Source organism: Pseudomonas sp. H1h, assembly GCF_000633255.1.
GTDB lineage: Bacteria > Pseudomonadota > Gammaproteobacteria > Pseudomonadales > Pseudomonadaceae > Aquipseudomonas.
Window position 1 is genome coordinate 87,994 of record NZ_AYMJ01000023.1, and the last position, 24,549, is coordinate 112,542.

Consider the following 24,549-nt stretch of genomic DNA (forward strand, 5'->3'; position numbering starts at 1 on the left):
AGAAATGGCCGTGTGTCCTGGATGTTGCCGATGACTTTGCGGGATCGCCGCTTGCCTCAGCCTGAGCTCATAAACCCGCCGGGGGATGAATGGCGATGAATCAGCCGATTCTACACCGCTGGCGTCCGGAGGGAATGGCGCAAAGCATTGTTCCAGTGCCGACGGTGCGTGTGGCATGACGACCGGCAGGCTCAATCGCCGCCCGTGGGGGCGATGGCACTGCTTTCGATGACTCTGGCGCGACGATTGATCCGCTTGTTCAACGCCAGTGCGATGCAACTGAGCAGGACAAAACAGTAACCGAGGGTTGCTTGCAGGTTGCTCGGGCTCAGGCTGATCAGGGCGCTGATCAAACCGCCACAGATGAAGATGATCGTACTGCCGGCCGATGCCGCAGTGCCGGCGCTCTCCGGGAACAGGCCCATGGCTCGCGAGGTGGCGGCCGGGCGCGCAATGGTGGTGCCCGCAGTGCAGATCAGCATAGGGATCAGTACCGTGACGGGTGAGAGCGCGAAGTGCTGCGACAGGAACAGCATCACCAGCCCCGCCAGCAGGATCATGCTCAAACCCGCGACGATCTGGTGCGCGGAGCTGATGCGCAGGCTCAGCAGCGCAGCGGCAATCCCGCCAACGATATAGGCCGCACCGTAGACCAGCAGGATCAGCGAATACTCATAGGCCGACAGCTGTAGTTGATCCATGAAGATCAGTGGCGAGATGACGATGAACGAGAAATGGCAGGCAAACGCAAATGCGGATATGAGCCAGTAACCGACGAACTCGAAATCGCCCAGCACTCGGCGATAGGCATTGAGGAAGTTGAGCGGCGTGTTGCGAACGACGCGATGACTGTTCTCCAGAAAAAACCAGGCCTTGACCAGTACAGCCGCCGCCAGCGCGGTGAATACCCAGAAGCTGCCCCGCCAGCCGAGAGTGGCCTGCAGAAAGGTGCCGGCCAGCGGCGACACTGAAATGAAAATTCCGGTCGCGGTCACCATCAGGATGCGCAAGCGGTCGCGCTCCTCACCCTCGAACAGATCCTGAACCAGCGCCTGGGACAACACGAAGCAGCCACACCCCAATGCCTGCAGCAACCGGAACGCCAGAAAGAGGGTGTAGTCGCGGGTCATGGCGCAGCCGAGCGCCCCCAGCATCGACACACCCATGCCTGCGAGCAGCAATCCTTTACGGCCGATCACATCGGAGAGTGGCCCGATCAACAGTTGCGCGAACGCAATCCCTACGGCGAACAGGCTGATCGACAGCGCAATGTCCGCCGGGGAACTGCGAAAGTGTTCGGCCAATGCGGGGAACGAGGGCAGCAGCACGTCCAGAGGAAACACCCCAAGCAGGACCATGGCCAGTAGAAGGCTGACGGCGCCGCGTTGTTGTCGTGCAGTAGCGGTGTTTACTCGGTCATTCATCGATCAGGCCTGCCTTGGCAAAAAGTTTGCGGTTATGCGGCAGCGCAAAGAACCCTGCCTGCTCCAGTGCATGCAGCGTCGCGCCGGCGCCTGAGCGCGCTCGTTGCCGGTTGGCCCGTGCGGTCGCCAGACCGCTGACAATCTGCGCCACATCGGTTTCTGCAATGCCGACGCCCCGCAGACTCTGTCGCAGCCAGCGTTCGTCGACTTCGAAGAAGATCCCGATGGCGTCCAGCAGGGTTCTGGCGGTGAAGGTGCGCTGGCGGCTGTTCAGGGTCAGCCACAAATAATGGAACACTTCGCTGAAGTAACGACTGTGGCGGGCCTCGTCGCTCAGGTGATCACGCAACATGCTGTTCACGCTGCTGACCAGAGTTTCGCGGCAAACCTCCAGCAACTCCCGGGCAATGATGGTTTCGGAGACGAAGCCGAGCAGAAACCACGCCAGTGGACGTTGGCTCTCGGTTGTGCGGGCAATCAGGGCGTTCATTCGGGTGATTCGCAAGGGCATCACCGGACGTTCGACGAAACCATGCAAGTCGGCAATCTGGCTGGCCAGTCGATCAGAGAACAGCGCGTGGTAGCCCTCATCCGTGTAGAGCTGCAGTGCAGCAGTTTTCATCCGTGGCGGAATGTAGGCCGGCAACTCGCCGTGGACGATGGTTTCCACAGCCCGGTTGACGATGCGGTGTTCGAGCAGGGTGGTGTAGTCAAGAAAATGCACCAGATGGTTGGCAGTCAGGCGATGCATGACGGTTGTACCTGCGGCCTGAATGGCGGGGTGCGCCAGATACGGCAGGAAGGCCGGCGGGAACCAGAAACGGGTTTGCAGTTGTTGCTGCACGTCTTGCGGTAGCTGGTAGTCGTTTTGGCTGGTGCGTACCGAGGCACTGGTGTTCCAGTCGCCGAGGGTAAACCGGAGCGCCCAGGAAACCGGCGCCGAAGTCGAATCTGCCAAGGGGGCCGTCATGCTTGCGTCTCCTGGAGCAGATCCTGCATTTCCTGGCACATCGCCTGACCGTCACTCGCGCCGCAACCGACAAAGAACAGCGGCTGCTCGGCACTGCCTTCGATGCCCAGCAGGGTTTCGACCTGCTGATCGCCGAATGCCCCTGTCAGCCAAGTGTTGAGGCCCAGGGCCGTAGCCACCAACTGGAAAGACTGTGAGAGGTGACCGGCTTCGACGAAGGCCATGCGGTAGGCCCGGGAGTGTTGATACTTCCACCAGAGCTTGTCGAAACGCGCGGTGATGAACAGCCCCAACGGCAAGTTGTTGATGAAATGTTGCCCAGCCAGAAGCTGGCCCAACGCCGACTCGGGCAATGGACCGACCGGACTCAAGGCGTGCTCGGCCGGGTGATAGGCGTAAATGCCCGGTGCCAGGCCGCTGACGTTCTGCGTCAGTACAAAACCTTCGCAGGCGTTCAATCCGCCACCCGACGGGCTACTGCGTCGGGCGCCGAGGCCTTGGGCGATGCTGGCGTCGCGATCGTTTTCACGTTCGTCGAGATAACCCAGCGAGAGATACAGCAGCGTGGCAACGGTTTCGAGGGTGATTGCTTCGCCGGTAAACGCACGACAGGTCTTTCGCTGCAGCAGCGCATTGCCCAGGCTGCTTTCAGTCAATGTGGCGGGGGACGGCAGCATGATGCGTCGTTCGACGCCCGGAACCGGGCGCTCCCTGTCAGGAGCGTCTGAGGCCAGCACTTCATTGCAGTGATCCAGGTATTGTCGGGACCATTCATGGATATTCTGCGGCACGTTTTCACAGGGAATGTTCTGTGTGCCGATATGGTAGATCTTCGATAACTCGTCCCAGCCCCATTCGGGACTGTTTATCTTTGTAATGGTTAATATTTTTGAGCTTAATAGTTGTGTGTCTATGGTGTTGCAGTGATCAAACAAGTTTGGGTTGTGAATAAGTTCTGCAAGTCTCGATGAGTAGTCGATATCGAGTTCATGTTGAGTGTGTTCTTTGTAGTTCCAGACAATAAGTCCGGGTGTGCGCGGCAGTATGAACAAATAAGGATTGATGTGCATGTTGGCTCTTCGCTCTGGACAAAGTCGAAAGGACGCTGGGGTGCCGGCACTCCCCAGCGTCCACCTTACTTAGCGGGTTTTAGGGGCGACCAGAAAAGCCAGGTTTGCGATTTTGTTAGCTTCCAGAGTAATTGCTTTCATAGTATGAACTCCATGTTCAGTGATATTGGGTGCCACCTCGTGGTGACAACTTAATCATAGTTTGTAATGAGTTATTGGCAAGTGATTATTAAGTAGGAAAATTCCAGTAATTTTGTCAGAGTGGTCGCGTGGTCAAAGCATATTTGTAAGTTATAGAGTGTTAAATCGAATGCGCAGGGAAATTTCCTTCAATTGTTCGAGAAGTTATGTGTAGGACGATAGAGAGAGAACAGGCATTCGGCGACGTTGCATCGCCAGACAACAAGCGGGGAGCCCTTGGGCTCCCCGTTTTTGTGCCAATCAGCTGTTAGGCAGCAGGCGGCAGGTGATGCTCTTGATGTAGCGGGTTTCGGCGATGGCCGGGTGGACCGGGTGATCCGGGCCTTGACCGCCGCGTTCGAGCAGCTGGATGTTACGGTCCAGATGACGGGCGCTGGTCAGCAGGATGTTCTGCAGATCATCTTCCGGCAGGTGCATCGAGCACGAAGCGCTGACGAGGATGCCGTCCTTGGTGAGCAGGCGCATGGCTTGCTCGTTCAGGCGACGGTAGGCGCCTTCACCGTTTTTCATGTCTTTCTTGCGTTTGATGAACGCTGGCGGGTCGGCAACGATCACGTCGAAACGCTCTTCGCTGGCCTTGAGCTCTTTCAAGGCTTCGAACACGTCGCCTTCGATGCAGGTCATCTTGTCGGCGAAGCCGTTCAGCGCAGCGTTGCGTTCAACGCCGTCGAGGGCGAAGCCCGACGCGTCGACGCAGAACACTTCACTGGCGCCGAACGCCGCCGCTTGCACGCCCCAGCCACCGATGTAGCTATAGAGGTCGAGGACGCGTTTGCCTTTGGCGTAGGGAGCCAGGCGGGCGCGGTTCATGCGGTGGTCGTAGAACCAGCCGGTTTTCTGGCCTTCGATGACTGGCGCTTCGAACTTCACGCCGTTCTCTTCCAGTGCCACCCACTCCGGCACCAGGCCGAACACGGTTTCGACGTAACGGTTGAGGCCTTCGGCATCACGGGCGGCAGAATCGTTCTTGAACAGAATGCCGCTTGGCTTGAGCACTTGGGTCAGTGCGGCGATCACGTCGTCTTTATGCGCTTCCATGGTCGCCGAGGCGATCTGGACCACCAGGATGTCACCGAAACGGTCGACCACCAGACCTGGCAGCAGGTCGGAGTCGCCGTAGACCAGGCGGTAGAAAGGCTTGTCGAACAGGCGCTCGCGCAACGACAGCGCCACGTTCAGGCGGTGCACCAGCAGCGATTTGTCCAGCGGCAGTTTGATGTCGCGCGACAGCAGACGCGCGCAGATCAGGTTGTTCGGGCTCATGGCGACGATGCCCAGCGGCTTGCCGCCGGCGGCTTCGAGAATCGCCTGATCGCCGGCCTTGAAGCCGTGCAGTGGCGTGGCAGCCACATCGATTTCGTTGCTGTAGACCCACAAGTGGCCGTTGCGCAGGCGACGGTCGGCGTTGGCTTTGAGGCGCAGGCTAGGCAGGGACATGACGTCGCTCCGGAAAAAAGAGCGGGAGTATACCGTGTTGGGACTGGTGCCGGGATTGGAGAGCGATGAAACGCTGATGACGCCTTCGCGAGCAAGCCCGCCCCCACATTTGCACGCATTCCAATGTGGGAACGAGCCTGCTCGCGAAAGCGATTTTGAATGCTACGCCGACAGCGCGCTGATCAGCTCCTTGCTGAACGCCGGAATATCGTCGGGCTGGCGGCTGCTGATCAGATTGCCGTCCTTGACCACTTCTTTGTCGACCCAATTGGCCCCGGCATTCAGCAGATCATCCTTGACCGTCTTGTAGCTGGTCATGGTCTTGCCGTTGACCAGCCCGGCGGAAATCAGCAACCAGCTGCCATGGCAGATCACCGCAATCGGTTTGCCGGCGGAGGCTCCGGTCTTGACCAGGTGCTGGGCATCCTGGTCGATGCGGATGGTGTCGGAGTTCTGTACGCCGCCCGGCAGAACGATCGCGTCGTACTGCTCGCTGCTGGCGCCTTGGAACGTCTGGTCGACCTTGAAGTCGTCCGCCGGCTTGTCGTGGTTCCAGCCTTTGACCTTGCCGGCCTCGGCGGAAAGGATGTCGACCTGGGCGCCGGCTTGCTCCAGTGCCTGCTTGGGACCGGTCAATTCGACCTGTTCGAAACCGTCTGTTACCAAAATGGCGATGCGTTTGCCGTTGAGGGAAGTGGCCATCGATAAGCTCCTGAGTCTGCGGGAATTTGCCGCCGCACGGGATCGGGGTGATCCCTTGGGCATTACAGATTCCGAAGCCATGGCCTGAATGAAAGTTCCTGACAATTGCCCACTGGTGTGTCGTCGCGCGGTTTTTAGAGGTTAGAATCGCCGCCTGTCCCAGAGTGTGTACTTATGTCCCAAGAGCTGACCACCGAACAGATTCAACAATCCCTGCAAGGCATCAGCGTGCCCGCGCAGCCGCAGATCATGGTGGATCTGCAAATGGAGCAGTACATGCCCGACCCGGACCTGGAGGTGATCGCCAAGCTGATCTCCCAGGATCCTGGCTTGTCCGGCTCGCTGCTGAAAATCGTCAATTCGCCTTATTACGGCCTGAGCAACAAGATCACTTCGATCCAGCGCGCGGTGAATCTGTTGGGCAGCCGCTCGATCATCAACCTGATCAACGCGCAGTCGATCAAGGGCGAGATGAACGACGACACCATCGTCACCCTCAACCGTTTCTGGGACACCGCCCAGGACGTGGCGATGACCTGCCTGACCCTGGCCAAGCGCATCGGCACTCAGGCCGGCGATGAGGCCTATGCCCTGGGCCTGTTTCACGATTGCGGGGTGCCGTTGATGCTGCAACGGTTCCCCAACTACATGTCAGTGCTGGAAAAGGCCTACGCAAATGCCAGCGCCGAGTGCCGGGTGGTGGACACTGAAAACGCCGAGTTCAACACCAACCATGCAGTGGTCGGCTACTACACCGCCAAGTCCTGGCGCCTGCCGGAGCACGTCAGCGCGGCCATCGCCAATCACCACAATGCGCTGGCGATTTTCAGCGATGAGTCCTCGCGCAACAGCCAGCTGAAAAACCTGTTGGCGATCCTCAAGATGGCCGAGCACATTTGCGCCTCCTATCGGGTACTGGGTAACCAGACCGAGGATTTCGAATGGAACGCTGTCGGCCCGCTGGTACTCGATTACGTGGGGCTGTCGGACTACGATTTCGAAACGCTCAAGCAAACGATCCGCGACCTCGGCGCGCATTGATTCGAGGACGCCATGCCTGAACTGCCGGAAGTCGAAACCACCCGTCGGGGCATTGCCCCGCACCTGGAAGGCCAGCGCGTCAGCCGGGTGATTGTGCGTGATCGCCGGCTGCGCTGGCCAATCCCCGAAGACCTTGATGTGCGCCTGTCCGGGCAGCGCATCGTGTTGGTCGAGCGGCGGGCCAAGTACCTGTTGATCAATGCCGAGGTCGGCACCTTGATCAGTCACCTGGGGATGTCGGGCAACCTGCGTCTGGTAGAGGTCGGGCTGCCGGCGTTGAAGCATGAGCACGTCGATATCGAGCTGGAGTCCGGGCTGGCCCTGCGCTACACCGATCCGCGGCGCTTCGGCGCGATGCTGTGGAGCACCGATCCGCTCAATCACGAACTGCTGATTCGCCTCGGGCCGGAACCGTTGACCGATCTGTTCGACGGCGAGCGCCTGTTCCAGCTGTCGCGCGGGCGTTCGATGGCGGTCAAACCGTTCATCATGGACAACGCGGTAGTGGTCGGTGTCGGCAACATTTACGCGACCGAAGCCCTGTTCGCTGCCGGGATCGACCCGCGCCGCGAGGCCAAGAGCATCTCCCGGGCGCGTTATCTGAAGCTGGCCATCGAGATCAAACGCATCCTCGCCGCTGCCATCGAGCGTGGCGGCACCACGTTGCGTGATTTCATCGGTGGCGACGGGCAGCCGGGGTATTTCCAGCAGGAGCTGTTCGTTTATGGCCGTGGCGGTGAGCACTGCAAGGTCTGCGGCACCGGCCTGCGCGAAGTGAAGCTCGGTCAGCGGGCCAGTGTGTTCTGCCCGCGCTGCCAGAGCTGAAGCAAAAAGCTGAAAAGGTCCTACGGTCTATAGTGAGTTGTCTCACTGTTCAGCCCGAAGGATCGTGCCATGAAGCCCCTGCAAGTCCTGCTCATTGCGCTGCTGTTGTGTTCCAGTCTGCCGACCCGGGCGACGGAGGGCGGCAGCGGTGACCCGCGCTACGCGATTCAGAACCCTCCGGCCTACGCCATGATTGGCGATTTGCTGATCGCCCGACCGTTGCTAGTGGTGGCGACGGTACTGGGTGCGGGGGTGTTTGTGGTGTCGTTGCCGTTTACCGCGCTGGGTGGCGGGGTGGGCGATGCGGGGCAGGCGTTGGTGGTCGACCCGGCGAAAGCAGCGTTCGTGCGCTGTCTGGGGTGTACGGGGGAGGGGTTCGAGCAGCGGGAGTGAGCTGATCCCGTTGTGCGGTGTTGTTGGCGGCCCCTTCGCGAGCAAGACCGCTCCCACAGTTTGAAATGCATTCCAGTGTGGGAGCGGGCTTGCTCGCGAAGAGGCCCGGAAGCGCGCTACAAAACGGCCAGATCAGGCCTTGCCAGTAATCTTGCGGTACTTCTCCATCAACTGTTCTTCAGTCTCCGGATGCGCTTCGTCCAGCGGAATGCAATCCACCGGGCAGACCTGCTGGCACTGCGGCTCGTCGTAGTGGCCGACGCACTGGGTGCACAGGTTCGGGTCGATCACATAGATCTCTTCGCCTTGGGAAATGGCGGCGTTCGGGCACTCGGGTTCGCAGACGTCGCAGTTGATGCAATCGTCGGTGATGATCAGGGACATGCTAACTCCAGCCGGGGCGGCAGGCCCGGGCGCTATAAATCAATGCGCGTAATTGTGCCGCATTGGCGCCCGCAGTGCACGCGGGCGCCGTTTGAACGGTCGTTACTTCTTGAAGCGCAGGGTCAGGGCATCGGCCACGGCCGGGTGCACGAACTTGCTGATATCGCCGCCCAGCGCCGCAATTTCCCGCACCAGGGTCGAGGAAATGAACGAATAGCGTTCGGACGGCGTGAGAAACAGGCTCTCTACGTCCGGGGCCAACTGGCGGTTCATGTTGGCCAGCTGGAATTCGTATTCGAAGTCCGACACCGCGCGCAGACCACGCAGGAACACATTGGCGTTCTGCTCTTTGGCGAAATGCGCCAGCAGCGTCGAGAAGCCGACCACTTCCACGTTCGGCAGGTGTTTGGTGACCTCGCGAGCCAGTTCGACCCGTTGTTCCAGCGGGAACAGCGGGTTTTTCTTGGGGCTGGCGGCGACCGCAATGATCACGTGATCGAACAGGCGCGAGGCGCGTTCGACCAGATCGCCATGGCCCTTGGTAATAGGGTCGAAGGTACCTGGGTACAACACTCGGTTCATCGCGTCGTCCTGGCGGGAGTCCGTTGGGGAGTCGGATGGTATCGCAGCCGTCCCGGTCGGCCAAGTCGCCTGTTGGGTAAGAAAGCACTATAGACGACGTGATAAACCGGTTTTTTCACGGATTTCTCAGCCGATCGGCGAGGGCCGTCGCCAGTTGTGCGGTCAGCCCGTACACCGACAATTGCGGGTTGGCGCCAATGCTGGTGGGGAACAGCGAGCCGTCGTGAATCGACAGATTGCTCAGTTGGTGATGCCGGCCGAGGCTGTCGGTGACCGCGCTTTTCGGGTCTTCGCCCATTGCACAACCGCCCATCACGTGGGCACTGCCAAGGCGTGTGCGGTACAGCTCAAGGCTCAAACTGTCGATCAAGGTGCGGGCCTCGGCCAGGGTTTTCACGTAGCGCGCATCGGCGTGCATCGGCATCACCGCTTTGGCGCCGCCGGCAAACTGGATTTCGGCCATGCTGTGAAAGGCGCGGCGCAAGCCTTCCCAGGCGTAAGGCGAGACCTGGTAGTCGAGCACCGGCGAGCCGTCGCCACGCAACTCGACGCTGCCGCCGGGGCTTTCCGGGTGGAAACCGTCGCGCAGCAGCGCGAGCATCGCGTGGGTGCGCGGCAGGTCAGCCATGTGTTCGGCGTTCTGCAGGCCAAAGCCGCCCAGCAGTGTTGCTGCCAGAGCCGGCTGCAGCGGTGGTACTTCGAGTTTGTAGCCCATTGGGCCGCTGGTGCCGTCCTTCCATTGGAAATGATCCGAGTAGATCGACTGCGGCGCGCCGTAGAACGGATTGATCACTTCGTCGAAACGCCCGGCGGACATGTTTACCAAGTGCAGGAAGGTGCGTTTGCCGAGGCGCTGATGCGGGTCCGGCGCGTCCGAACGCAAGAGCAGGGCCGGGCTGTTGATGCCGCCGCCGGCCAGCACGTAATGCCGCGCCTTGACCGTGATTTTGTACCCGGTCGGTGCGACGCAGCGCTCGTCCATTGCCACGCACTGCAGGCCGGTGATTTTGTCGCCGTTGATCAGCAGTTTTTCCGCACGGGCCAGGTACAGCAGCTCGCCGCCCTTTTCCAGTGTCGCGGGGATGGTGGTGACCATCATCGATTGCTTGGCGTTGGTCGGGCAGCCCATGCCGCAATAGCCGAGGTTCCAGCAACCGCGCACGTTGCGCGGGATCACGTGCCAGCTATAGCCGAGTTGCTCGCAGCCCTTGCGGATCACGTCGTTGTTGGCATTGGGCGGAACCCTCCACGGTGCGACGCCCAGGCGCTGCTCCATTTTCTCGAACCACGGCGCCATCTCGGCCGGGCTATGGCCTTTGACGTTGTGCTCTCTGGCCCAGTGTTCGAGGGTCGGCTCAGGGGTGCGAAAGCTCGATGTCCAGTTGATCAGCGTGGTGCCGCCCACCGCGCGGCCCTGGAGGATGGTGATCGCGCCGTCCTTGCTCATGCGGCCGATGCCTTCCTGGTAAAGGCTGCTGTAAGCCTTGTCCTCGAGCATCTTGAAGTCGGAACTGGTCTTGAGCGGGCCTTCTTCGATCAGCAGCACTTTGTAGCCGGCGGCGCTGAGGATTTCTGCCGTGGTGCCGCCACCGGCACCGCTGCCGATGATGGCCACGTCGGCTTGCAGCGTCAGGTCGTCGGTCAGTTGTGCGCCGTTGTAGGTTTTCCAGCCACGGGCGAGGCCTTCGCGGAACGGGTCGGGTACAGGCATTGATCAGGTTCTCTTGTTCTTGTTGTTCTTGTGGGCCCCTTCGCGAGCAAGCCCGCTGCCACAGGGGAATGCATTTCAAAATGTGGGAGCGGGCTTGCTCGCGAAAGGCGCGGCGCCGATTTCAGACGGTAGGCGGTCCCGGGTAGCCGCAATGCCCCCACGAATCTGCGCGGGTGTACCAGGCCATCATCACCATTTGCTGCAGGGAACTGTGGCCCATGCGCAGCAGGCTCAATGAGCTGTTCTGCCAGCGTTCGAGGAAGTGGCGCATCGCCTCGGGACTGGCGTTTTCCCAACTGCCCCAAATGCCCGTGAGCGGCCCGCGGGTGACCGCCATGCCGAGCACGTCGAACAACTGCCGAGTGAGTTTGAGCATCTCCGGCGACAGGTGATCGAGGCTGTAGTCGAGCGACTTGAGGGTGCCATCGATGGCAGCGGGCATTTTTTCGCTCGCCACGGCGCCGTCGAGCATCACCGGAATCAGGGCGCGCAGGAACAACAGATCGCCGTCGCGTAAAGCGACGAAGCCGCTGGCTGCGACACTCGATGAGCAGCCGCTGAGGCTGGCGCCAAGGCCGGCGGTAGCGAGAAACGCAGTGGCGCCGAGGCTGAATTTCAGCAGACCACGGCGCGACAGGGCAGGTGTTTCGGTCAGGCTTGGGTGCATTGTTGTTATTACCCGGCGGTGACGACGATTAGCGGATGAACAGCTTCTGGATCAGTTTCTGAATCGATTTGCCGTACGGCGGGTAGATCAGTTTCGCCGCGTTGAAGCGCTGTTTGATCAGCACACCCTTGGCCTTGCTGAAGGTCAGGAAGCCTTCGTGGCCGTGATAGTGGCCCATGCCCGACGGGCCGATGCCGCCGAACGGCATGTCGTCCTGCGCCACATGCAGCAGGGTGTCGTTCAGGCACACGCCGCCGGAGTGGGTTTCGTGCAGCACGCGGTTCTGTTCGCGCTTGTCGTAGCCGAAGTAGTAAAGCGCCAGCGGACGAGGCCGCTGATTGATGTAGGCAAATGCCTGGTCCAGATCCTGGTACGGCACGATCGGCAGCAGCGGGCCGAAGATTTCATCCTGCATCACGATCATTTCGTCAGTGACGTTCAGCAACAGGCTGTGCGGCATGCGCCGGCCCTGACCCTGGTCGAACAGCGGGATCAGCAGCGCGCCCTTGCTGGTGGCGTCGCTGACATAACTGTTGAGCCGGGCCAGTTGGCGCTCGTTGATGATCGCGGTGTAGTCCGGGTTGTCGGCGAGGGTCGGGTAGAAGCTGTTCACCACCTGACGATAGGCTTCGACGAACGCGCCGACGCGGTCTTGCGGCACCAGCACGTAATCGGGGGCGACGCAGGTTTGTCCGGCGTTGAGGGTTTTACCGAAGGCGATGCGTTCGGCGGCGTCCTTGAGCGGTACGTCGCGGGAGACGATGGCCGGGGATTTGCCGCCCAGTTCGAGGGTTACCGGGGTCAGGTTTTGCGCCGCAGCGCGCATCACGTGTTTGCCGATGCTGGTGGCCCCGGTGAACAGCAGGTGGTCAAAGCGCAGGCAGGAAAACGCCACGCCAATGTCCGACTCGCCGAGCACCACGCACACCAGGTCTTCGGGGAAAATCCGCGCGAGTAGGGCCTTGAGCAGCAGGCCGGTGGCGGGTGTCGATTCGCTGAGCTTGAGCATCACCCGGTTGCCCGCCGCCAGTGCGCCGACCAGCGGGCCGATGGCCAGATACAACGGGTAGTTCCACGGGACGATGATGCCGATCACGCCGAGTGGTTGATACACCACTTTCGCTGACGCCGGCTGAAAGGCCATGCCGACTTTGCGCCGCGAAGACTTCATCCAGCCCTTGAGGTGCCGACTGGCGTAATGAATGCCGTGCAGGCTGGGCATCAGCTCGGCGAGCAGGGTTTCATCGGCGCTGCGATGGCTGAAATCCGCGCTGATAGCGTCGATCAGGGCCTGACGCTCATCGCTGAGCAAGTCGCGCAATGCCTTGAGCCATTGCTGACGCTGGGCCGCTGGTGGCATCGGGTTGGCGGCATAGGCGGTGCGCTGTGCCGCGAACAACCGGTCAAGCTCTTCCAGCGGCTGTTGCAGCGTTTGCAGGTAAGCAATGTCGGCAGTCATCGTCTGCTCCGGATTTATTGTAGTGAGGACTTTTTAGAGTCTATGCTCTACAAAGTCAAATGACTTCCCGACACAGCTTTGTTTTATCCATTTCCGGTTAGGTCGTAAGATGCCTCTCACCGCACTCTGAATTAAAGCTCAAGCCATGGCCCCACGAATAAAAACCAGCGAGCGCATCGTGCAGAACAGCCTCGAACTGTTCAATCAGCAGGGCGAGCGCAGCATCAGTACCAACCACATTGCGGCCCACATGGAGATTTCTCCGGGCAACCTGTACTACCACTTCCCCAACAAGCAGGCGATCATCGCTGTACTGTTCAGTGAGTACGAAAGCCTTGTGGACAGCTTTCTGCGCCCGCCGCAGGGGCGTGCCGCCACGGTCGAAGACAAGCGCTATTACCTCAAGGAACTGCTGTCGGCGATGTGGGGCTATCGTTTTTTGCATCGCGATCTGGAACACCTGCTCGACAGCGACCCGGACCTGGCGGCGCGCTACCGGCGTTTCTCCCAGCGCTGCGTGATCCAGGGCATGGCGATCTACGAGGGATTTGTGGCGGCCGGCATTCTCAAGATGGATCGGGTGCAGATCGAATCCCTGACGATCAATGCCTGGATCATCCTCACCTCCTGGGTGCGCTTTCTGTGCACCACCCGGGAAAACTCCAACCACCTCAGCGAGCAGGCCATCAAGCGTGGCGTGTATCAGGTGTTGGTGCTGGAAGCCGGGTTCGTCACCGATCAGGCCCGTGAAGAGGTGAATGCCTTGTTCGACGAGTTTTACGTGCCGCTGGCCCAGGCCCTCGAGGAAGGGCAGTAACCCATTTGGAAGTCGCTCACAGGAGTCCGTTATGCCGATTGCGCAACTGATCAGCCCGAACGCACTGGATGCCCGCAAGGAGCAGCCGGGGCTGGTGATTCTCGATTGTCGTTTTGCCCTCGAAGACCCGGACTACGGGCAGCGCAGCTATGCCGAAGGGCACATTGCCGGCGCCCGTTTCGCCGACCTTGAGCGCGACCTCAGTGGCACGTTCATCAAAGGCGTGACCGGACGCCATCCGCTGCCTGAGCCGGCGGCGTTGATCGAACGCCTGCAAGCCTGGGGCATCGATGCCGACAGCGATGTGGTGCTTTACGACGACGGCCCCGGCGCCTACGCGGCCCGGGCCTGGTGGTTGCTGGCGTGGCTGGGCAAGCGCGACGGCGTGTTCATTCTCGACGGCGGTCTCAAAGCCTGGCACGCAGCCGGTCTGCCACTGAGCCTGGATGCGCCAGCGGTCAGCCGGGGCAACTTCAGCGGTCAGCCGGACATGAAACTGCTGCTGAGCGCCGAGCAATTGCAGCAACGCCTCGCTCAGCCGTCGCTGACGTTGCTCGACGCCCGCGCCCTGCCGCGCTTCAAGGGTGAGGTGGAGCCGATCGACCCGATTGCCGGGCACATTCCCGGTGCGCAATGCGCGGCGTTTACCGAGAACCTGGGTAGCGACGGGCGCTTCCTGCCGGCGGATCAGCTCAAGCAGCGGTTTGCCGCGAAACTCGGTGATCGCTCGCCTGCGGAACTGGTGGCTTATTGCGGTTCCGGGGTGACGGCGTGTCACAACCTGTTTGCGCTGTGCCTGGCGGGTTATCCGTTGGGTGCGTTGTATGCCGGGTCGTGGAGTGAGTGGATCAACGAGCCTTCCCGCGGAATCGCCACGGGCGAATAACCACTGCCAATCCCCCCCTGTGGGAGCGGGCTTGCTCGCGAAAGCGGTGCGTCAGCAAACATCACTGTTGACTGACGCACCGCTTTTTCGCGAGCAAGCCCGCTCCCACAAGGGTTAATCGTCACCGATAGATTGTCGGGCGCTGCGATACGCCGCCGGCCCCACGCCATACACCTGCTTGAACTGCCGGCTCAGATGACTCTGATCGGCGAAGCCCAACTGCATGGCGACCTCCACCGGCAGACAACCGTGCTGCAATAAACCCCGTGCAGTGGCGATGCGCTGCTGCATCAGCCAAGTGTGCGGCGGCATGCCGGTGGCGCGGCGAAATACCCGGGCGAAGTGGAAGGGCGACAGGTTCACCGCCGCGGCCAGTTCTTCCAGCGACGGCGGCGCGGCCAGTTGCGCATGCAACAACTCCTTGGCCAGCACCACCGCGCGGTGTTCCTTGCCCGGCTTGCCGTTGATTTGCACTGCCGCATGGCGCTGCAACAGCAGCATCATCATCTCGCGCCACACCGTCTGCTGTTGCAGCGCGCTGGCCGGACTTTCCAGCAGGCGATGCAACTGACAGAAACCGTTGACCAGATCCGGGTCGCGGTACAGCGTCGCGCCAAATGCCGGCAGTGGTGCGGTGGGCAGTTCCAGTTCCTCGAGCAAGGACACGATCTGCCCGGTATCGGGGTAAAACGCCCGGTACAGCCAGCCGTCCTCGGTGCCTTTGTGACCGGTGTGCAATTCGTCCGGGTTGATCAGCACCAGGGTGCCGCTGCCAGCCAGATGTTCGGCGCCGCGATAGCGATAACGCTGGGCGCCGGCCATGATCATGCCGATCACGTAGCCGTCGTGGACGTGCGGGGCGAAGCGATGATCGATGTAGCGTGCCGACAGCAACTCGACCCCGGCCAGTGGCGCGGTTTGCCAGAAACGGATCGACTCGCCCTGATCGCTCATGGCGTCACGCCAGCCAGCCATTGCGGGATGCGCCGTTCCAGGTAGTAACCAGGCTGGCGGAAGGTGCCATCGACAAACCCGACATGCCCACCCTTGGCCTGCAGCTCGAACTGCGTAGTGGCGGACAACTCCTCGGCCGTCGGCAGACTGTGGGGGAATACGAAGGGGTCGTCGGCGGCCTGAATGATTAGCGTCGGCGTGCGGATCTCACCGAGAAAGTAGCGACTCGATGCCCGGCGATAGTAGTCCTCGGCATCGGTGAAACCGTGCAGCGGCGCGGTGACCCGGCCATCGAAGTCCCAGAAGGTGCGCATGTTCTCCAGCGAACCGAGCGCCGCCAGTGCCGCCAGGCCATCTGCACGGCCGTCGTGCTGGAACTGGCGTTGCTTGTTCTTGATGTAAGCGACCATCTCACGCATGAAGTGCGCCTGATAGACCTTGGAGAAACCCTGGCCGATGCGGTCGGCACATTGATCGAGGCGAAACGGCACCGACACGGCGACCGCACCGAGCACGCCGCTGTCGCTGCCGGTTTCTCCCAGATGCTTGAGCAGTACGTTGCCACCCAATGAATAGCCGACCGCATACAGTGGTGCTAGCGGCCGTTGGGCGCGCAGATGTTTGATGGCTTCGGCGAGGTCTTCGCTGGCGCCGGAGTGGTAACTGCGCGGTAGCAGATTGGGTTCGCCGGAGCAGCCGCGCCAGTTCAGCGCGACACTGGCCCAGCCCTGCGCGGCGAGTGCAGCCTGGATCCCGGCAACATAAGGCGAATTGGACGAGCCGGTCAGCCCGTGCAACACCAGCACCAGAGGCGCCTCGGCGCTGTGCGGGCCATGCCAGTCGAGATCGAGGAAGTCACCGTCGTCCAGCCATAGGCGTTCGCGCTGGCGGTCAAGGTGTACGGTGTTGCGCCACAGCGGCCCCCACAAGGTTTGCAGGTGCGGATTGCCGAGGCCGAAGGCGGGGCTGAAGCGTTCTGAAGAAGCGGGCACGATGGTTCTCGATGCAGCGTGGCGAGCCTCGGTTGAGGCGCGCCACTTGTTCAGGCCGGTCGGTTAACCGGCGATCTCTGCCATACGTTGCCACAACGCGTAGTACACCCGCCCGGATTTCTGCTCGCGGTGCAGGCGCCAGTTGCCCGGCAGGCCCAGCGTCGAAGGCGCGGTCTCGCTTTCAGTGTAGATCCACGAATCGGGCGCGAGCCATTGGCGTTCTTCCAGCAGGGTGCAGACGGCTGGCAGCAGGTTCTGGTTGAACGGCGGATCGAGAAACACCAGGTCGAACGGCGTGGCGACCTGGGTTTCCAGATAGCGCAAAGCGTCGGCGGTCTGCACCTGACCATTGGTGCAGCGCAGGGTGCCGAGGTGTTCCTTCAGACTCGACACGGCGATGTGGCTGGCATCCAGCGCCTGGCCCATGGCCGCGCCACGGGACAGAGCCTCAAGAAACAGCGCGCCACTGCCGGCGAACGGATCCAGCACTTTGGCGCCGGCTACATACGGCGCGAGCCAGTTGAACAGGGTTTCACGCACGCGGTCCGGCGTCGGGCGCAGGCCCGGTGCATCGGGGAAGCTCAGTTTGCGGCTGCGCCATTCGCCGCCGATGATGCGCAGTTGGTTCACACCGTTGTGGACGTTCTGCGCAGGTTTTTTAGGACGAGTAGCCATTAATGCTCCGGAACCCCGAGCGGTTGCTCGGCAGGTTTATCAGATGGGGCCGGTAACGGCTTTTGCGGCACGGTCGGGCCAGCGCTGACGATGACCATTTTGTCCGTGCTCAGGTGTTTGTTCATCGCGTCTTTGACCTGCTCGACAGTCAGGCTCTGGGACTGACGCATGAAGTCATCCAGATAGCTCAACGGCAGATTATAGAAGCCCATGGCGCCCAGTTGGCCGACGATATCGGCATTGCTCGCGGTGGACAGCGGGAAGCTGCCGGCCAGTTCGCGCTTGGCGTCGTCGAGTTCTTTCTGGGTCGGGCCGGTCTTCAGGTAATCGGCAAGCACGTCCTGCACCAGTTTCAGCGTGCCTTCGCTCATTTCCGCGCGGGTCTGCAGGTTGATCATGAACGGACCACGGGCCTGCATCGGGCTGAACCCGGAGTAAACGCCGTAGGTCAGGCCGCGCTTCTCGCGCACTTCGCTCATCAGACGGGTGCCGAAGCCGCCGCCACCGAGGATCTGGTTGCCCATCGACAGCGCTGCGTAGTCCGGGTCGTCACGGTCGATGCCCAGTTGCGCGAGCAACAGGTTGGTCTGCTTGGACGGGAACTCGATGTGGCCGATGCTCGCCTTGGGTTCCTGCGGCTGAGCGATCTTCGCCAGCGCCGGGCCTTTGGGCAGGGCGCCGGAGACCTGATTGGCAATCGCCTCGGCCTCGGCGCGAGACAGGTCGCCGACCAGCGCGATCACCACGTTGCCGGCCGCATAGGCCTTGGCGTGGAACTCACGCAGCTGCGCCAGGGTGATCTTCGGTACGCTCTGCGCATTGCCGTCGCTGGAATGCGCGTACGGGTGGTCGCCGTACAAACGCGACATCAGCTCGAGGCTGGCGAGTTTGCCGGGGTTCTGTTTCTGGTATTCGAAACCGGCGAGCATCTGGTTCTTGATGCGCGCAAAGGAATCGGCCGGGAACGTCGGTTTGCCCACGACTTCGGAAAACAGCTTGAGTGCCGGCTCGCGTTGTTCGGCGGCACTCAGGCTGCGCAGCGAGGCCAGCGCCATGTCTTTATAAGCGCCGTTGCCGAAATCCGCGCCCAGGCTTTCGAAACCCTGGGCGATGGCGCCAACGTCCTTGCCGGCCACGCCTTCGTTGAGCATGGCATTGGTCAGGATTGCCAGGCCCGGTGCGTTGCCGTCCTGGCTGCTGCCCGCGGCGAAGATCAGGCGCATGTCGAACATCGGCAGTTCGTGGGCTTCGACGAACAGCACTTTGGCGCCTTCGGCGGTGTTCCAGGTCTGCACATCGAGCTTGCGACTGGCCGGAGCCTTGCCGTCGAGTTCGGCCAGCGATTGCAGCTTCTGGCTGGTCTTGGCGTTATCCAGCGCTTCGCTGGCGTCGGTTTTGGCGCCGGGCATCAGGTAAAACGCGGCGGAGCCGATCACCGCAACGGCGATCAGGCCGAGCAGCAGGCGTGGGGATTTGCGCTCACTCATGAGTCGTCTCCAGTGGCAGGACGTGGGCGACGCTGAGACGTTCGCGGGTGAAATACAGCTTGGCGGCGTTCTGGATGTCTTGCGGGGTCACGCTTTCCAGATCGGCCAGTTCGGTGTCCATCAGTTTCCACGACAGGCCTACGGTCTCCAACTGGCCTATGGCGGTGGCCTGGCTGGTGATCGAATCACGTTCGAAAACCAGGCCGGCGATCACTTGTGCACGCACGCGCTCCAGTTCTTCGGCGGACGGCGCGGTGGTTTTCAGCTGTTCCAGCAGTTTCCACAAGCCGGCCTCGGCTTGCGCCATGGTCTTTTTCTTCTGGGTGTTCGGTGTCGCCGACAGGGTGAACAGGCTGTCACCCCGGGTGTAGGCGTCGTAGCTCGACGAACCGCCGGAAACCAGCTCTTCGCCGCGCTCCAGTTGCGTCGGGATGCGTCCGCTGTAGCCGCCGTCGAGCAGCGCCGAGATCAGACGCAGGGCGTTGACCGAGCGCTTGTCTTCAGCGGTGGCGATGCTTGGCACGTTGAAACCGAGCATCAGGCTGGGCAGTTGGGTCTGCACATGCAGGGTGATCTGGCGTTCGCCAGGTTCGGCCAGCTCCAGCGGTTTCTTCGCTGGCGGCACGTCACGCTTGGCGATCGGTCCGAAGTAGCGCTGGGCGAGGGTCTTCACTTCGTCCGGGGTGACGTCGCCGACGACCACCAGCGTGGCATTGTTCGGCACATACCAGGACTGATACCAATGACGCAGCTCTTCGACCTTCATCCGGTCCAGGTCAGCCATCCAGCCAATGGTCGGCGTGTGGTAGCCGCTGGCCGGGTAAGCCATCGCCTTGTAGCGCTCGTAGGCCTTGGACATCGGCTTGTCGTCGGTGCGCAGGCGGCGCTCTTCCTTGATGACTTCGATTTCCTTGGCGAACTCGTCAGCCGGCAGGCGCAGATTGGCCATGCGGTCGGCTTCCAGTTCAAACGCCACGCCCAGCCGGTCGCGGGCCAGTACCTGGTAATAAGCGGTGAAGTCGTCGCTGGTGAAGGCGTTCTCTTCAGCGCCCAGATCACGCAGGATCAGCGAGGCTTCGCCGGGGCCGACTTTTTCGCTGCCCTTGAACATCATGTGCTCAAGCGCGTGGGACAGACCGGTCTGGCCCGGGGTTTCGTAGCTGGAACCGACCTTGTACCAGACCTGCGACACCACCACCGGCGCGCGATGGTCTTCGCGCACGACGACCTTCAGGCCGTTGTCGAGGGTGAATTCGTGAGTCGGTTGCGGGTCGGCCGCCAGGGCCGAAAGGGGCAGGCAGACTGTGCTGAGCAGCAGGCCTGCAGCGCGGCGGGCTAGAGCATTCATTCGTTTTTTAACCTGTTGGGCTGCCCGCTTGGTCTTAGCCTAGGCGGGCGAGGAGGTGCTAGGATACTGATCCGTTTTACTGGCGGCCACGCCTATCAGGCCACTGATCGGTCTATAGGTTGTATGGGTTTCCGGCAGAAGCTTTGAGTTTGTCAGCTAAACTCTGCGTTTTCGCCGACGATGCCGTTCCAGTCCTTCGTATTAATCGACCTTTGAGGTGCCTGTGGCGCCTCGACAAAATGTTGCGCGTGAACAAGCTGGATGAAACACAGTCTGTTCTGCATCGAATATTTATTTGCCGGGGCGCCCTTATGGCGCGTCGCTACCGTGAGATAGCCGTCCTCCATGTTTGGTTCCAACGACGACAAGAAGACCCCAGCTGCGGCTGGCGAGAAGAAAAGCCTGTTCGGATGGCTGCGTAAGAAACCGCAGGAACCCGTCGTCGAACAGCCGCCTGCGATTCCTGAGCCAGCCCCGGCGCCAGTTATAGAAGAAGAGCCGGCGCCGATCGTTCTACCGATTGCCGAGCCGGTGCTGCAGCCGGCTGAGCCTGCGCCAGAGCCTGAAGCGCCGGTGGCGGCTGAATTGCCGTCGATTCCGGCGGCTGAGCCGTGGCTGACCTTGCCGGTAGCGGAAGAGCCGGTGGCATTGGTCGAAGAGGCCGCGCCGCACATCACGCCAGTGATTCCTGCGCCTGCCGCGTTGGTGCCTGAAATTGCTCCAGCGCCGGTGGTTGAGCCGGTTGTCGAGCCTGCGCCGATTGTTGCCCCGGTTGTACCGGTCGTCCAACCCGCCGAGCCTGCACCTGCACCTGCACCTGCACCTGTTATCGCTGCGCCAGCCGCGCCGGTTGAGTTGGTGGCTGAAACTCCGGTCGACGCCCCGCGCACCGAAGCAACCAAAGCCGGTTTCTTCGCCCGCCTCAAACAAGGCTTGTCCAAGACCAGCGCCAGCATCGGCGAGGGCATGGCCAGCCTGTTCCTCGGCCGCAAAACCATCGACGACGATCTGCTCGATGACCTCGAAACCCGTCTGCTGACCGCTGACGTCGGTGTAGAAGCCACCACGCAGATCATCCAGCGCCTGACCCAGAAGGTTGCCCGCAAGGAACTGGCCGACGCCGAAGCGTTGTACAAATCCCTGCAGGCCGAGCTGGCCGCGATGCTCAAACCGGTCGAACAACCGCTGAAAATCGCCTCGCAGAACAAGCCATTCGTGATTCTGGTGGTTGGCGTCAACGGCGCCGGCAAGACCACCACCATCGGCAAACTGGCGAAAAAGCTGCAACTGGAAGGCAAGAAAGTCATGCTTGCCGCCGGTGACACGTTCCGCGCCGCTGCCGTTGAGCAGTTGCAGGTCTGGGGCGAGCGCAACAAGATTCCGGTGATCGCCCAGCACACCGGTGCTGATTCGGCTTCGGTGATCTTTGACGCCGTGCAGGCCGCCAAGGCCCGTGGCATCGACGTGCTGATCGCTGACACCGCCGGTCGTCTGCACACCAAAGACAACCTGATGGAAGAACTGAAGAAAGTTCGCCGGGTGATCGGCAAGCTCGACGCCGACGCGCCGCACGAAGTGCTGCTGGTGCTCGACGCCGGTACCGGCCAGAACGCCATCAACCAGGCCAAGCAATTCAACCAGACCGTCGAACTGACCGGCCTGGCGCTGACCAAGCTCGACGGCACCGCCAAGGGCGGGGTGATTTTCGCCCTGGCCAAGCAGTTTGGCCTGCCGATCCGCTACATCGGCGTCGGTGAAGGCATCGACGACCTGCGTACCTTTGAGGCCGAACCCTTTGTCCAGGCACTGTTTGCCGAGCGGGAGCGTTCATGATTCGTTTCGAACAGGTCGGTAAACGCTACCCGAACGGTCACGTCGGCTTGCATGAGCTGAGCTTTCGAGTCCGTCGTGGCGAGTTTCTGTTTGTCACCGGCCACTCCGGTGCCGGTAAGTCCACGCTATTGCGCCTGTTGCTGGCGATGGAGCGACCGACCAGCGGCAAGCTGCTGCTGGCCGGACAAGACCTGAGCACCATCAGCAACGCACAGATTCCGTTTCTGCGCCGGCAGATCGGCGTGGTGTTCCAGAACCACCAGTTGCTGTTCGATCGCACGGTGTTCAACAACGTCGCGCTGCCGTTGCAGATTCTCGGGCTGTCCAAGGCCGAGATCGCCAAGCGTGTCGATTCGGCACTGGAGCGCGTGGCGCTGTCGGATAAAACCGATCTGTACCCGGGCGACCTGTCCACCGGTCAGCAACAGCGCGTCGGCATCGCCCGCGCCATCGTTCACCGCCCGGCTCTGCTGTTGGCGGACGAACCGACCGGTAACCTCGACCCGCGTCTGGCGGCCGAGATCATGGGCGTGTTCGAAGACATCAACCGCCTGGGCACCAGCGTGCTGATCGCCAGTCACGACCTGGCCCTGATTGCGCGCATGCGGCACCGCATGCTGACCCTGCAGCGCGGCCGATTGATCGGCGACGGGGAGGCCGGCGTATGAGTGCGACACGCAGTCCGAAGGTTTCCGAGCGCGTGGCCCCGAAGGCCGCTGACCCGCAACCGCCGAAGAAGAAAAAACACGACGATGACGACGGCCCGGACTTCTCCACGCTGTTGCGTTCGTGGATCGAAAGTCACCGCGCCAGCCTGCTCGACAGCCTGCGTCGCCTCGGCAAGCAGCCAATCGGCAGCTTCTTCACCTGCATGGTGATGGCCGTGGCGTTGAGCTTGCCGATGGGCCTGTCGCTGCTGATCAACAACGTCGAGCGTCTCGGCGGCTCTTGGCAGCGTGCGGCGCAGATTTCGCTGTATCTGCAACTGGACGCCACGCCGGATCAAGGTGAGTCGTTGCGCGAACAGATCAAAGGCATGCCCGGTGTGGCTGATGCTGAATATGTCGGCCGCGATCAGGCGCTGGAGGAGTTTCAGCAGCAGTCCGGTCTGGGCGAAGCCCTGCGCGAACTCCCGGAAAACCCGCTGCCGGGCGTGGTGCTGGTGACTCCGAAGGAGGTCGACAAGCCGACTCTGGAAGCATTAAGACAAAAACTTTCCGAGCTGCCCAAGGTACAACAGGCGCAACTTGATCTAGTCTGGGTCGAGCGTCTGGCCGCCATCCTCAAGCTCGGCGACCGGTTTGTCTTCGGTCTGACGGTGTTGCTGGTTTCTGCATTACTTTTGGTGATAGGCAATACCATTCGTCTTCATATTGAAAACCGCCGCACAGAGATAGAAGTGATTAAACTCGTCGGCGGCACCGACAGCTACGTGCGTCGTCCTTTCCTTTATATGGGCGCGTTGTATGGCTTCGGTGCGGGGGTTCTGTCCTGGGGGGTGCTGGCGTTCGGCCTTAACTGGCTGAATGACGCGGTAGTTGGACTGGCCGGCTTGTACGGCAGTGATTTCGCGCTGGCCGGAGTGCCAGTTGCCGACGGTCTGTCGCTCTTGCTTGGCGCGGTGCTGTTGGGTTATATCGGTGCATGGATTGCAGTCGCACGTCATCTCAGGGAGCTGGCGCCGAAGTAGAATCTTTTTTGCGCGTGATTGACCTTGCGGTTTTTTTGGGAACTTGTACTTGAATTCCCGGTCAATTTTTCGCAGTGCCGAGAGGCACGAGTATGTAAGTGGGAGGTTTTTTCGCATGACCAATTCTTTGCAACCTGCGTACGCGTTGGTTCCGGGTGCGAACCTGGAAGCTTATGTGCACACCGTCAACAGCATTCCTTTGCTGACGCCGGAGCAGGAGCGTGAACTGGCCGAGAGTCTCTACTATGAGCAGGATTTGGGGGCGGCTCGGCAGATGGTGCTCGCCCACCTGCGTTTTGTTGTACACATTGCCCGTAGCTATTCCGGCTACGGCCTGGCACAGGCTGACCTGATCCAGGAAGGTAACGTCGGCCTGATGAAGGCCGTGAAGCGCTTCAACCCGGAAATGGGTGTGCGTCTGGTGTCGTTCGCCGTGCACTGGATCAAGGCGGAAATTCACGAGTTCATCCTGCGCAACTGGCGCATTGTGAAAGTCGCGACCACCAAGGCACAGCGCAAGCTGTTCTTCAACCTGCGCAGCCAGAAGAAGCGTCTGGCGTGGCTGAACAACGAGGAGGTCCACCGTGTGGCGGAAAGCCTCGGTGTCGAGCCGCGGGAAGTGCGCGAGATGGAAAGTCGCCTGACCGGCCATGACATGGCCTTCGACCCGGCCGCAGAAGCGGACGACGACAGCGCTTTCCAGTCGCCGGCCAATTACCTGGAAGACCACCGGTACGATCCGGCGCGTCAACTGGAAGATGCCGACTGGAGCGACAACTCCAATCACAACCTGCACGAAGCGCTGGAAGTGCTGGACGAACGCAGCCGCGACATCCTCTACCAGCGCTGGCTGGCAGAAGAGAAAGCCACGCTGCACGACCTGGCGCAGAAGTACAACGTGTCGGCCGAGCGGATCCGTCAGCTTGAGAAGAGCGCGATGAACAAGCTCAAGTTGTCGATCGCCGCATAACCGGCGAGCTGGCCATAAAAAACGCCCCGAT

The 24,549-nt window shown here is 61.4% G+C and carries 25 protein-coding genes; 9 read left to right on the forward strand and 16 right to left on the reverse strand.

All coding sequences use genetic code 11. The features are described 5' to 3' along the window. Positions 1-191 precede the first annotated feature (191 nt). The 5 genes from U862_RS0120190 to U862_RS0120210 form a co-directional block, all read right to left on the reverse strand. Positions 192-1,424: an MFS transporter gene (locus U862_RS0120190; protein ID WP_025112074.1), complete on the reverse strand. Its 1,233-nt coding sequence runs from the start codon at positions 1,422-1,424 to the stop codon at positions 192-194. Then, positions 1,417-2,394 (reverse strand): diiron oxygenase, encoded by a 978-nt coding sequence (locus tag U862_RS0120195; protein ID WP_025112075.1) that lies wholly within the window; start codon positions 2,392-2,394, stop codon positions 1,417-1,419. Before U862_RS0120195 ends, U862_RS0120190 begins: the two co-directional genes overlap by 8 nt. Beyond that, a complete protein-coding gene (locus tag U862_RS0120200) occupies positions 2,391-3,464 on the reverse strand; it encodes a SagB family peptide dehydrogenase (RefSeq protein ID WP_025112076.1) in 1,074 nt (357 codons plus the stop codon). Before U862_RS0120200 ends, U862_RS0120195 begins: the two co-directional genes overlap by 4 nt. A 441-nt stretch (positions 3,465-3,905) precedes the next feature. Then, positions 3,906-5,102 carry a class I SAM-dependent rRNA methyltransferase gene (locus U862_RS0120205; protein WP_025112077.1) on the reverse strand — a complete coding sequence of 399 codons (1,197 nt, stop codon included), beginning with the start codon at positions 5,100-5,102 and terminating at the stop codon, positions 3,906-3,908. A 162-nt stretch (positions 5,103-5,264) separates the two neighbouring features. Further along, positions 5,265-5,804: a type 1 glutamine amidotransferase domain-containing protein gene (locus tag U862_RS0120210; RefSeq protein ID WP_025112078.1), complete on the reverse strand. Its 540-nt coding sequence runs from the start codon at positions 5,802-5,804 to the stop codon at positions 5,265-5,267. 228 nt (positions 5,805-6,032) lie between these two features. Between U862_RS0120210 and U862_RS0120215 the strand changes: the two genes are divergently transcribed. From U862_RS0120215 to U862_RS0120225, 3 genes are all read left to right on the forward strand, one after another. Then, a complete protein-coding gene (locus U862_RS0120215) occupies positions 6,033-6,845 on the forward strand; it encodes an HDOD domain-containing protein (protein WP_177327356.1) in 813 nt (270 codons plus the stop codon). 12 nt (positions 6,846-6,857) lie between these two features. Continuing rightward, entirely contained in the window at positions 6,858-7,670 is an 813-nt protein-coding gene (mutM, locus tag U862_RS0120220; protein ID WP_025112080.1) for a bifunctional DNA-formamidopyrimidine glycosylase/DNA-(apurinic or apyrimidinic site) lyase, read from the forward strand. A gap of 69 nt (positions 7,671-7,739) precedes the next feature. Continuing rightward, positions 7,740-8,063 (forward strand): hypothetical protein, encoded by a 324-nt coding sequence (locus U862_RS0120225; RefSeq protein ID WP_025112081.1) that lies wholly within the window; start codon positions 7,740-7,742, stop codon positions 8,061-8,063. A 132-nt stretch (positions 8,064-8,195) separates the two neighbouring features. On the opposite strand, the gene U862_RS0120230 is transcribed toward U862_RS0120225, so the two are convergent. The 5 genes from U862_RS0120230 to U862_RS0120250 all read right to left on the reverse strand — a co-directional run bounded on the left by U862_RS0120230 (position 8,196) and on the right by U862_RS0120250 (position 12,866). Next, a complete protein-coding gene (locus U862_RS0120230; protein ID WP_003195146.1) occupies positions 8,196-8,447 on the reverse strand; it encodes a YfhL family 4Fe-4S dicluster ferredoxin in 252 nt (83 codons plus the stop codon). A 102-nt stretch (positions 8,448-8,549) separates the two neighbouring features. Next, positions 8,550-9,029, reverse strand: coding sequence for a pantetheine-phosphate adenylyltransferase (coaD, locus tag U862_RS0120235; protein ID WP_003229157.1), 480 nt, complete (start codon positions 9,027-9,029; stop codon positions 8,550-8,552). 115 nt (positions 9,030-9,144) lie between these two features. Further along, positions 9,145-10,740: a GMC family oxidoreductase gene (locus U862_RS0120240; protein ID WP_025112082.1), complete on the reverse strand. Its 1,596-nt coding sequence runs from the start codon at positions 10,738-10,740 to the stop codon at positions 9,145-9,147. Between the two features lie 121 nt (positions 10,741-10,861). Beyond that, complete coding sequence (locus U862_RS0120245; protein WP_025112083.1) at positions 10,862-11,407, reverse strand: hypothetical protein; 546 nt, start codon at positions 11,405-11,407, stop codon at positions 10,862-10,864. Positions 11,408-11,435: 28 nt separating this feature from the next. After that, positions 11,436-12,866: a coniferyl aldehyde dehydrogenase gene (locus U862_RS0120250; protein ID WP_025112084.1), complete on the reverse strand. Its 1,431-nt coding sequence runs from the start codon at positions 12,864-12,866 to the stop codon at positions 11,436-11,438. A 145-nt stretch (positions 12,867-13,011) separates the two neighbouring features. On the opposite strand from U862_RS0120250, the gene U862_RS0120255 reads away from it, so the two are divergent. Together U862_RS0120255 and U862_RS0120260 are read left to right on the forward strand one after the other, a co-directional pair. Continuing rightward, positions 13,012-13,683 (forward strand): TetR/AcrR family transcriptional regulator, encoded by a 672-nt coding sequence (locus tag U862_RS0120255; protein ID WP_025112085.1) that lies wholly within the window; start codon positions 13,012-13,014, stop codon positions 13,681-13,683. Positions 13,684-13,714: 31 nt separating this feature from the next. Next, positions 13,715-14,569, forward strand: coding sequence for a sulfurtransferase (locus U862_RS0120260; RefSeq protein ID WP_025112086.1), 855 nt, complete (start codon positions 13,715-13,717; stop codon positions 14,567-14,569). Positions 14,570-14,683: 114 nt separating this feature from the next. Here U862_RS0120260 and U862_RS0120265 read toward each other — a convergent pair whose 3' ends face one another. From U862_RS0120265 to U862_RS0120290, 6 genes are all read right to left on the reverse strand, one after another. Continuing rightward, complete coding sequence (locus tag U862_RS0120265) at positions 14,684-15,523, reverse strand: AraC family transcriptional regulator (RefSeq protein ID WP_025112087.1); 840 nt, start codon at positions 15,521-15,523, stop codon at positions 14,684-14,686. After that, positions 15,520-16,515: a hydrolase gene (locus U862_RS0120270; RefSeq protein ID WP_025112088.1), complete on the reverse strand. Its 996-nt coding sequence runs from the start codon at positions 16,513-16,515 to the stop codon at positions 15,520-15,522. The genes U862_RS0120265 and U862_RS0120270 overlap by 4 nt, the downstream gene beginning before the upstream one ends. Before the next feature lie 63 nt (positions 16,516-16,578). Then, on the reverse strand, positions 16,579-17,190 hold the full coding sequence (gene rsmD, locus U862_RS0120275) for a 16S rRNA (guanine(966)-N(2))-methyltransferase RsmD (RefSeq protein ID WP_025112089.1): 612 nt from the start codon (positions 17,188-17,190) through the stop codon (positions 16,579-16,581). After that, positions 17,190-18,677 carry a pitrilysin family protein gene (locus U862_RS0120280; protein ID WP_025112090.1) on the reverse strand — a complete coding sequence of 496 codons (1,488 nt, stop codon included), beginning with the start codon at positions 18,675-18,677 and terminating at the stop codon, positions 17,190-17,192. The genes rsmD and U862_RS0120280 overlap by 1 nt, the downstream gene beginning before the upstream one ends. Then, positions 18,670-20,025, reverse strand: coding sequence for a pitrilysin family protein (locus tag U862_RS0120285; protein ID WP_025112091.1), 1,356 nt, complete (start codon positions 20,023-20,025; stop codon positions 18,670-18,672). Before U862_RS0120285 ends, U862_RS0120280 begins: the two co-directional genes overlap by 8 nt. 152 nt (positions 20,026-20,177) lie before the next feature. After that, positions 20,178-20,372, reverse strand: coding sequence for a hypothetical protein (locus U862_RS0120290; protein WP_025112092.1), 195 nt, complete (start codon positions 20,370-20,372; stop codon positions 20,178-20,180). On the opposite strand from U862_RS0120290, the gene ftsY reads away from it, so the two are divergent. From ftsY to rpoH, 4 genes are all read left to right on the forward strand, one after another. After that, complete coding sequence (ftsY, locus tag U862_RS0120295; protein WP_025112093.1) at positions 20,371-21,858, forward strand: signal recognition particle-docking protein FtsY; 1,488 nt, start codon at positions 20,371-20,373, stop codon at positions 21,856-21,858. The two genes, U862_RS0120290 and ftsY, sit on opposite strands and share 2 nt — an antisense overlap. Beyond that, complete coding sequence (gene ftsE, locus U862_RS0120300) at positions 21,855-22,526, forward strand: cell division ATP-binding protein FtsE (RefSeq protein WP_003229148.1); 672 nt, start codon at positions 21,855-21,857, stop codon at positions 22,524-22,526. The genes ftsY and ftsE overlap by 4 nt, the downstream gene beginning before the upstream one ends. Further along, entirely contained in the window at positions 22,523-23,548 is a 1,026-nt protein-coding gene (gene ftsX / locus U862_RS0120305) for a permease-like cell division protein FtsX (protein ID WP_025112094.1), read from the forward strand. Before ftsE ends, ftsX begins: the two co-directional genes overlap by 4 nt. 115 nt (positions 23,549-23,663) lie before the next feature. After that, positions 23,664-24,518: an RNA polymerase sigma factor RpoH gene (gene rpoH, locus U862_RS0120310; protein WP_003229146.1), complete on the forward strand. Its 855-nt coding sequence runs from the start codon at positions 23,664-23,666 to the stop codon at positions 24,516-24,518. Positions 24,519-24,549: the final 31 nt, after the last annotated feature.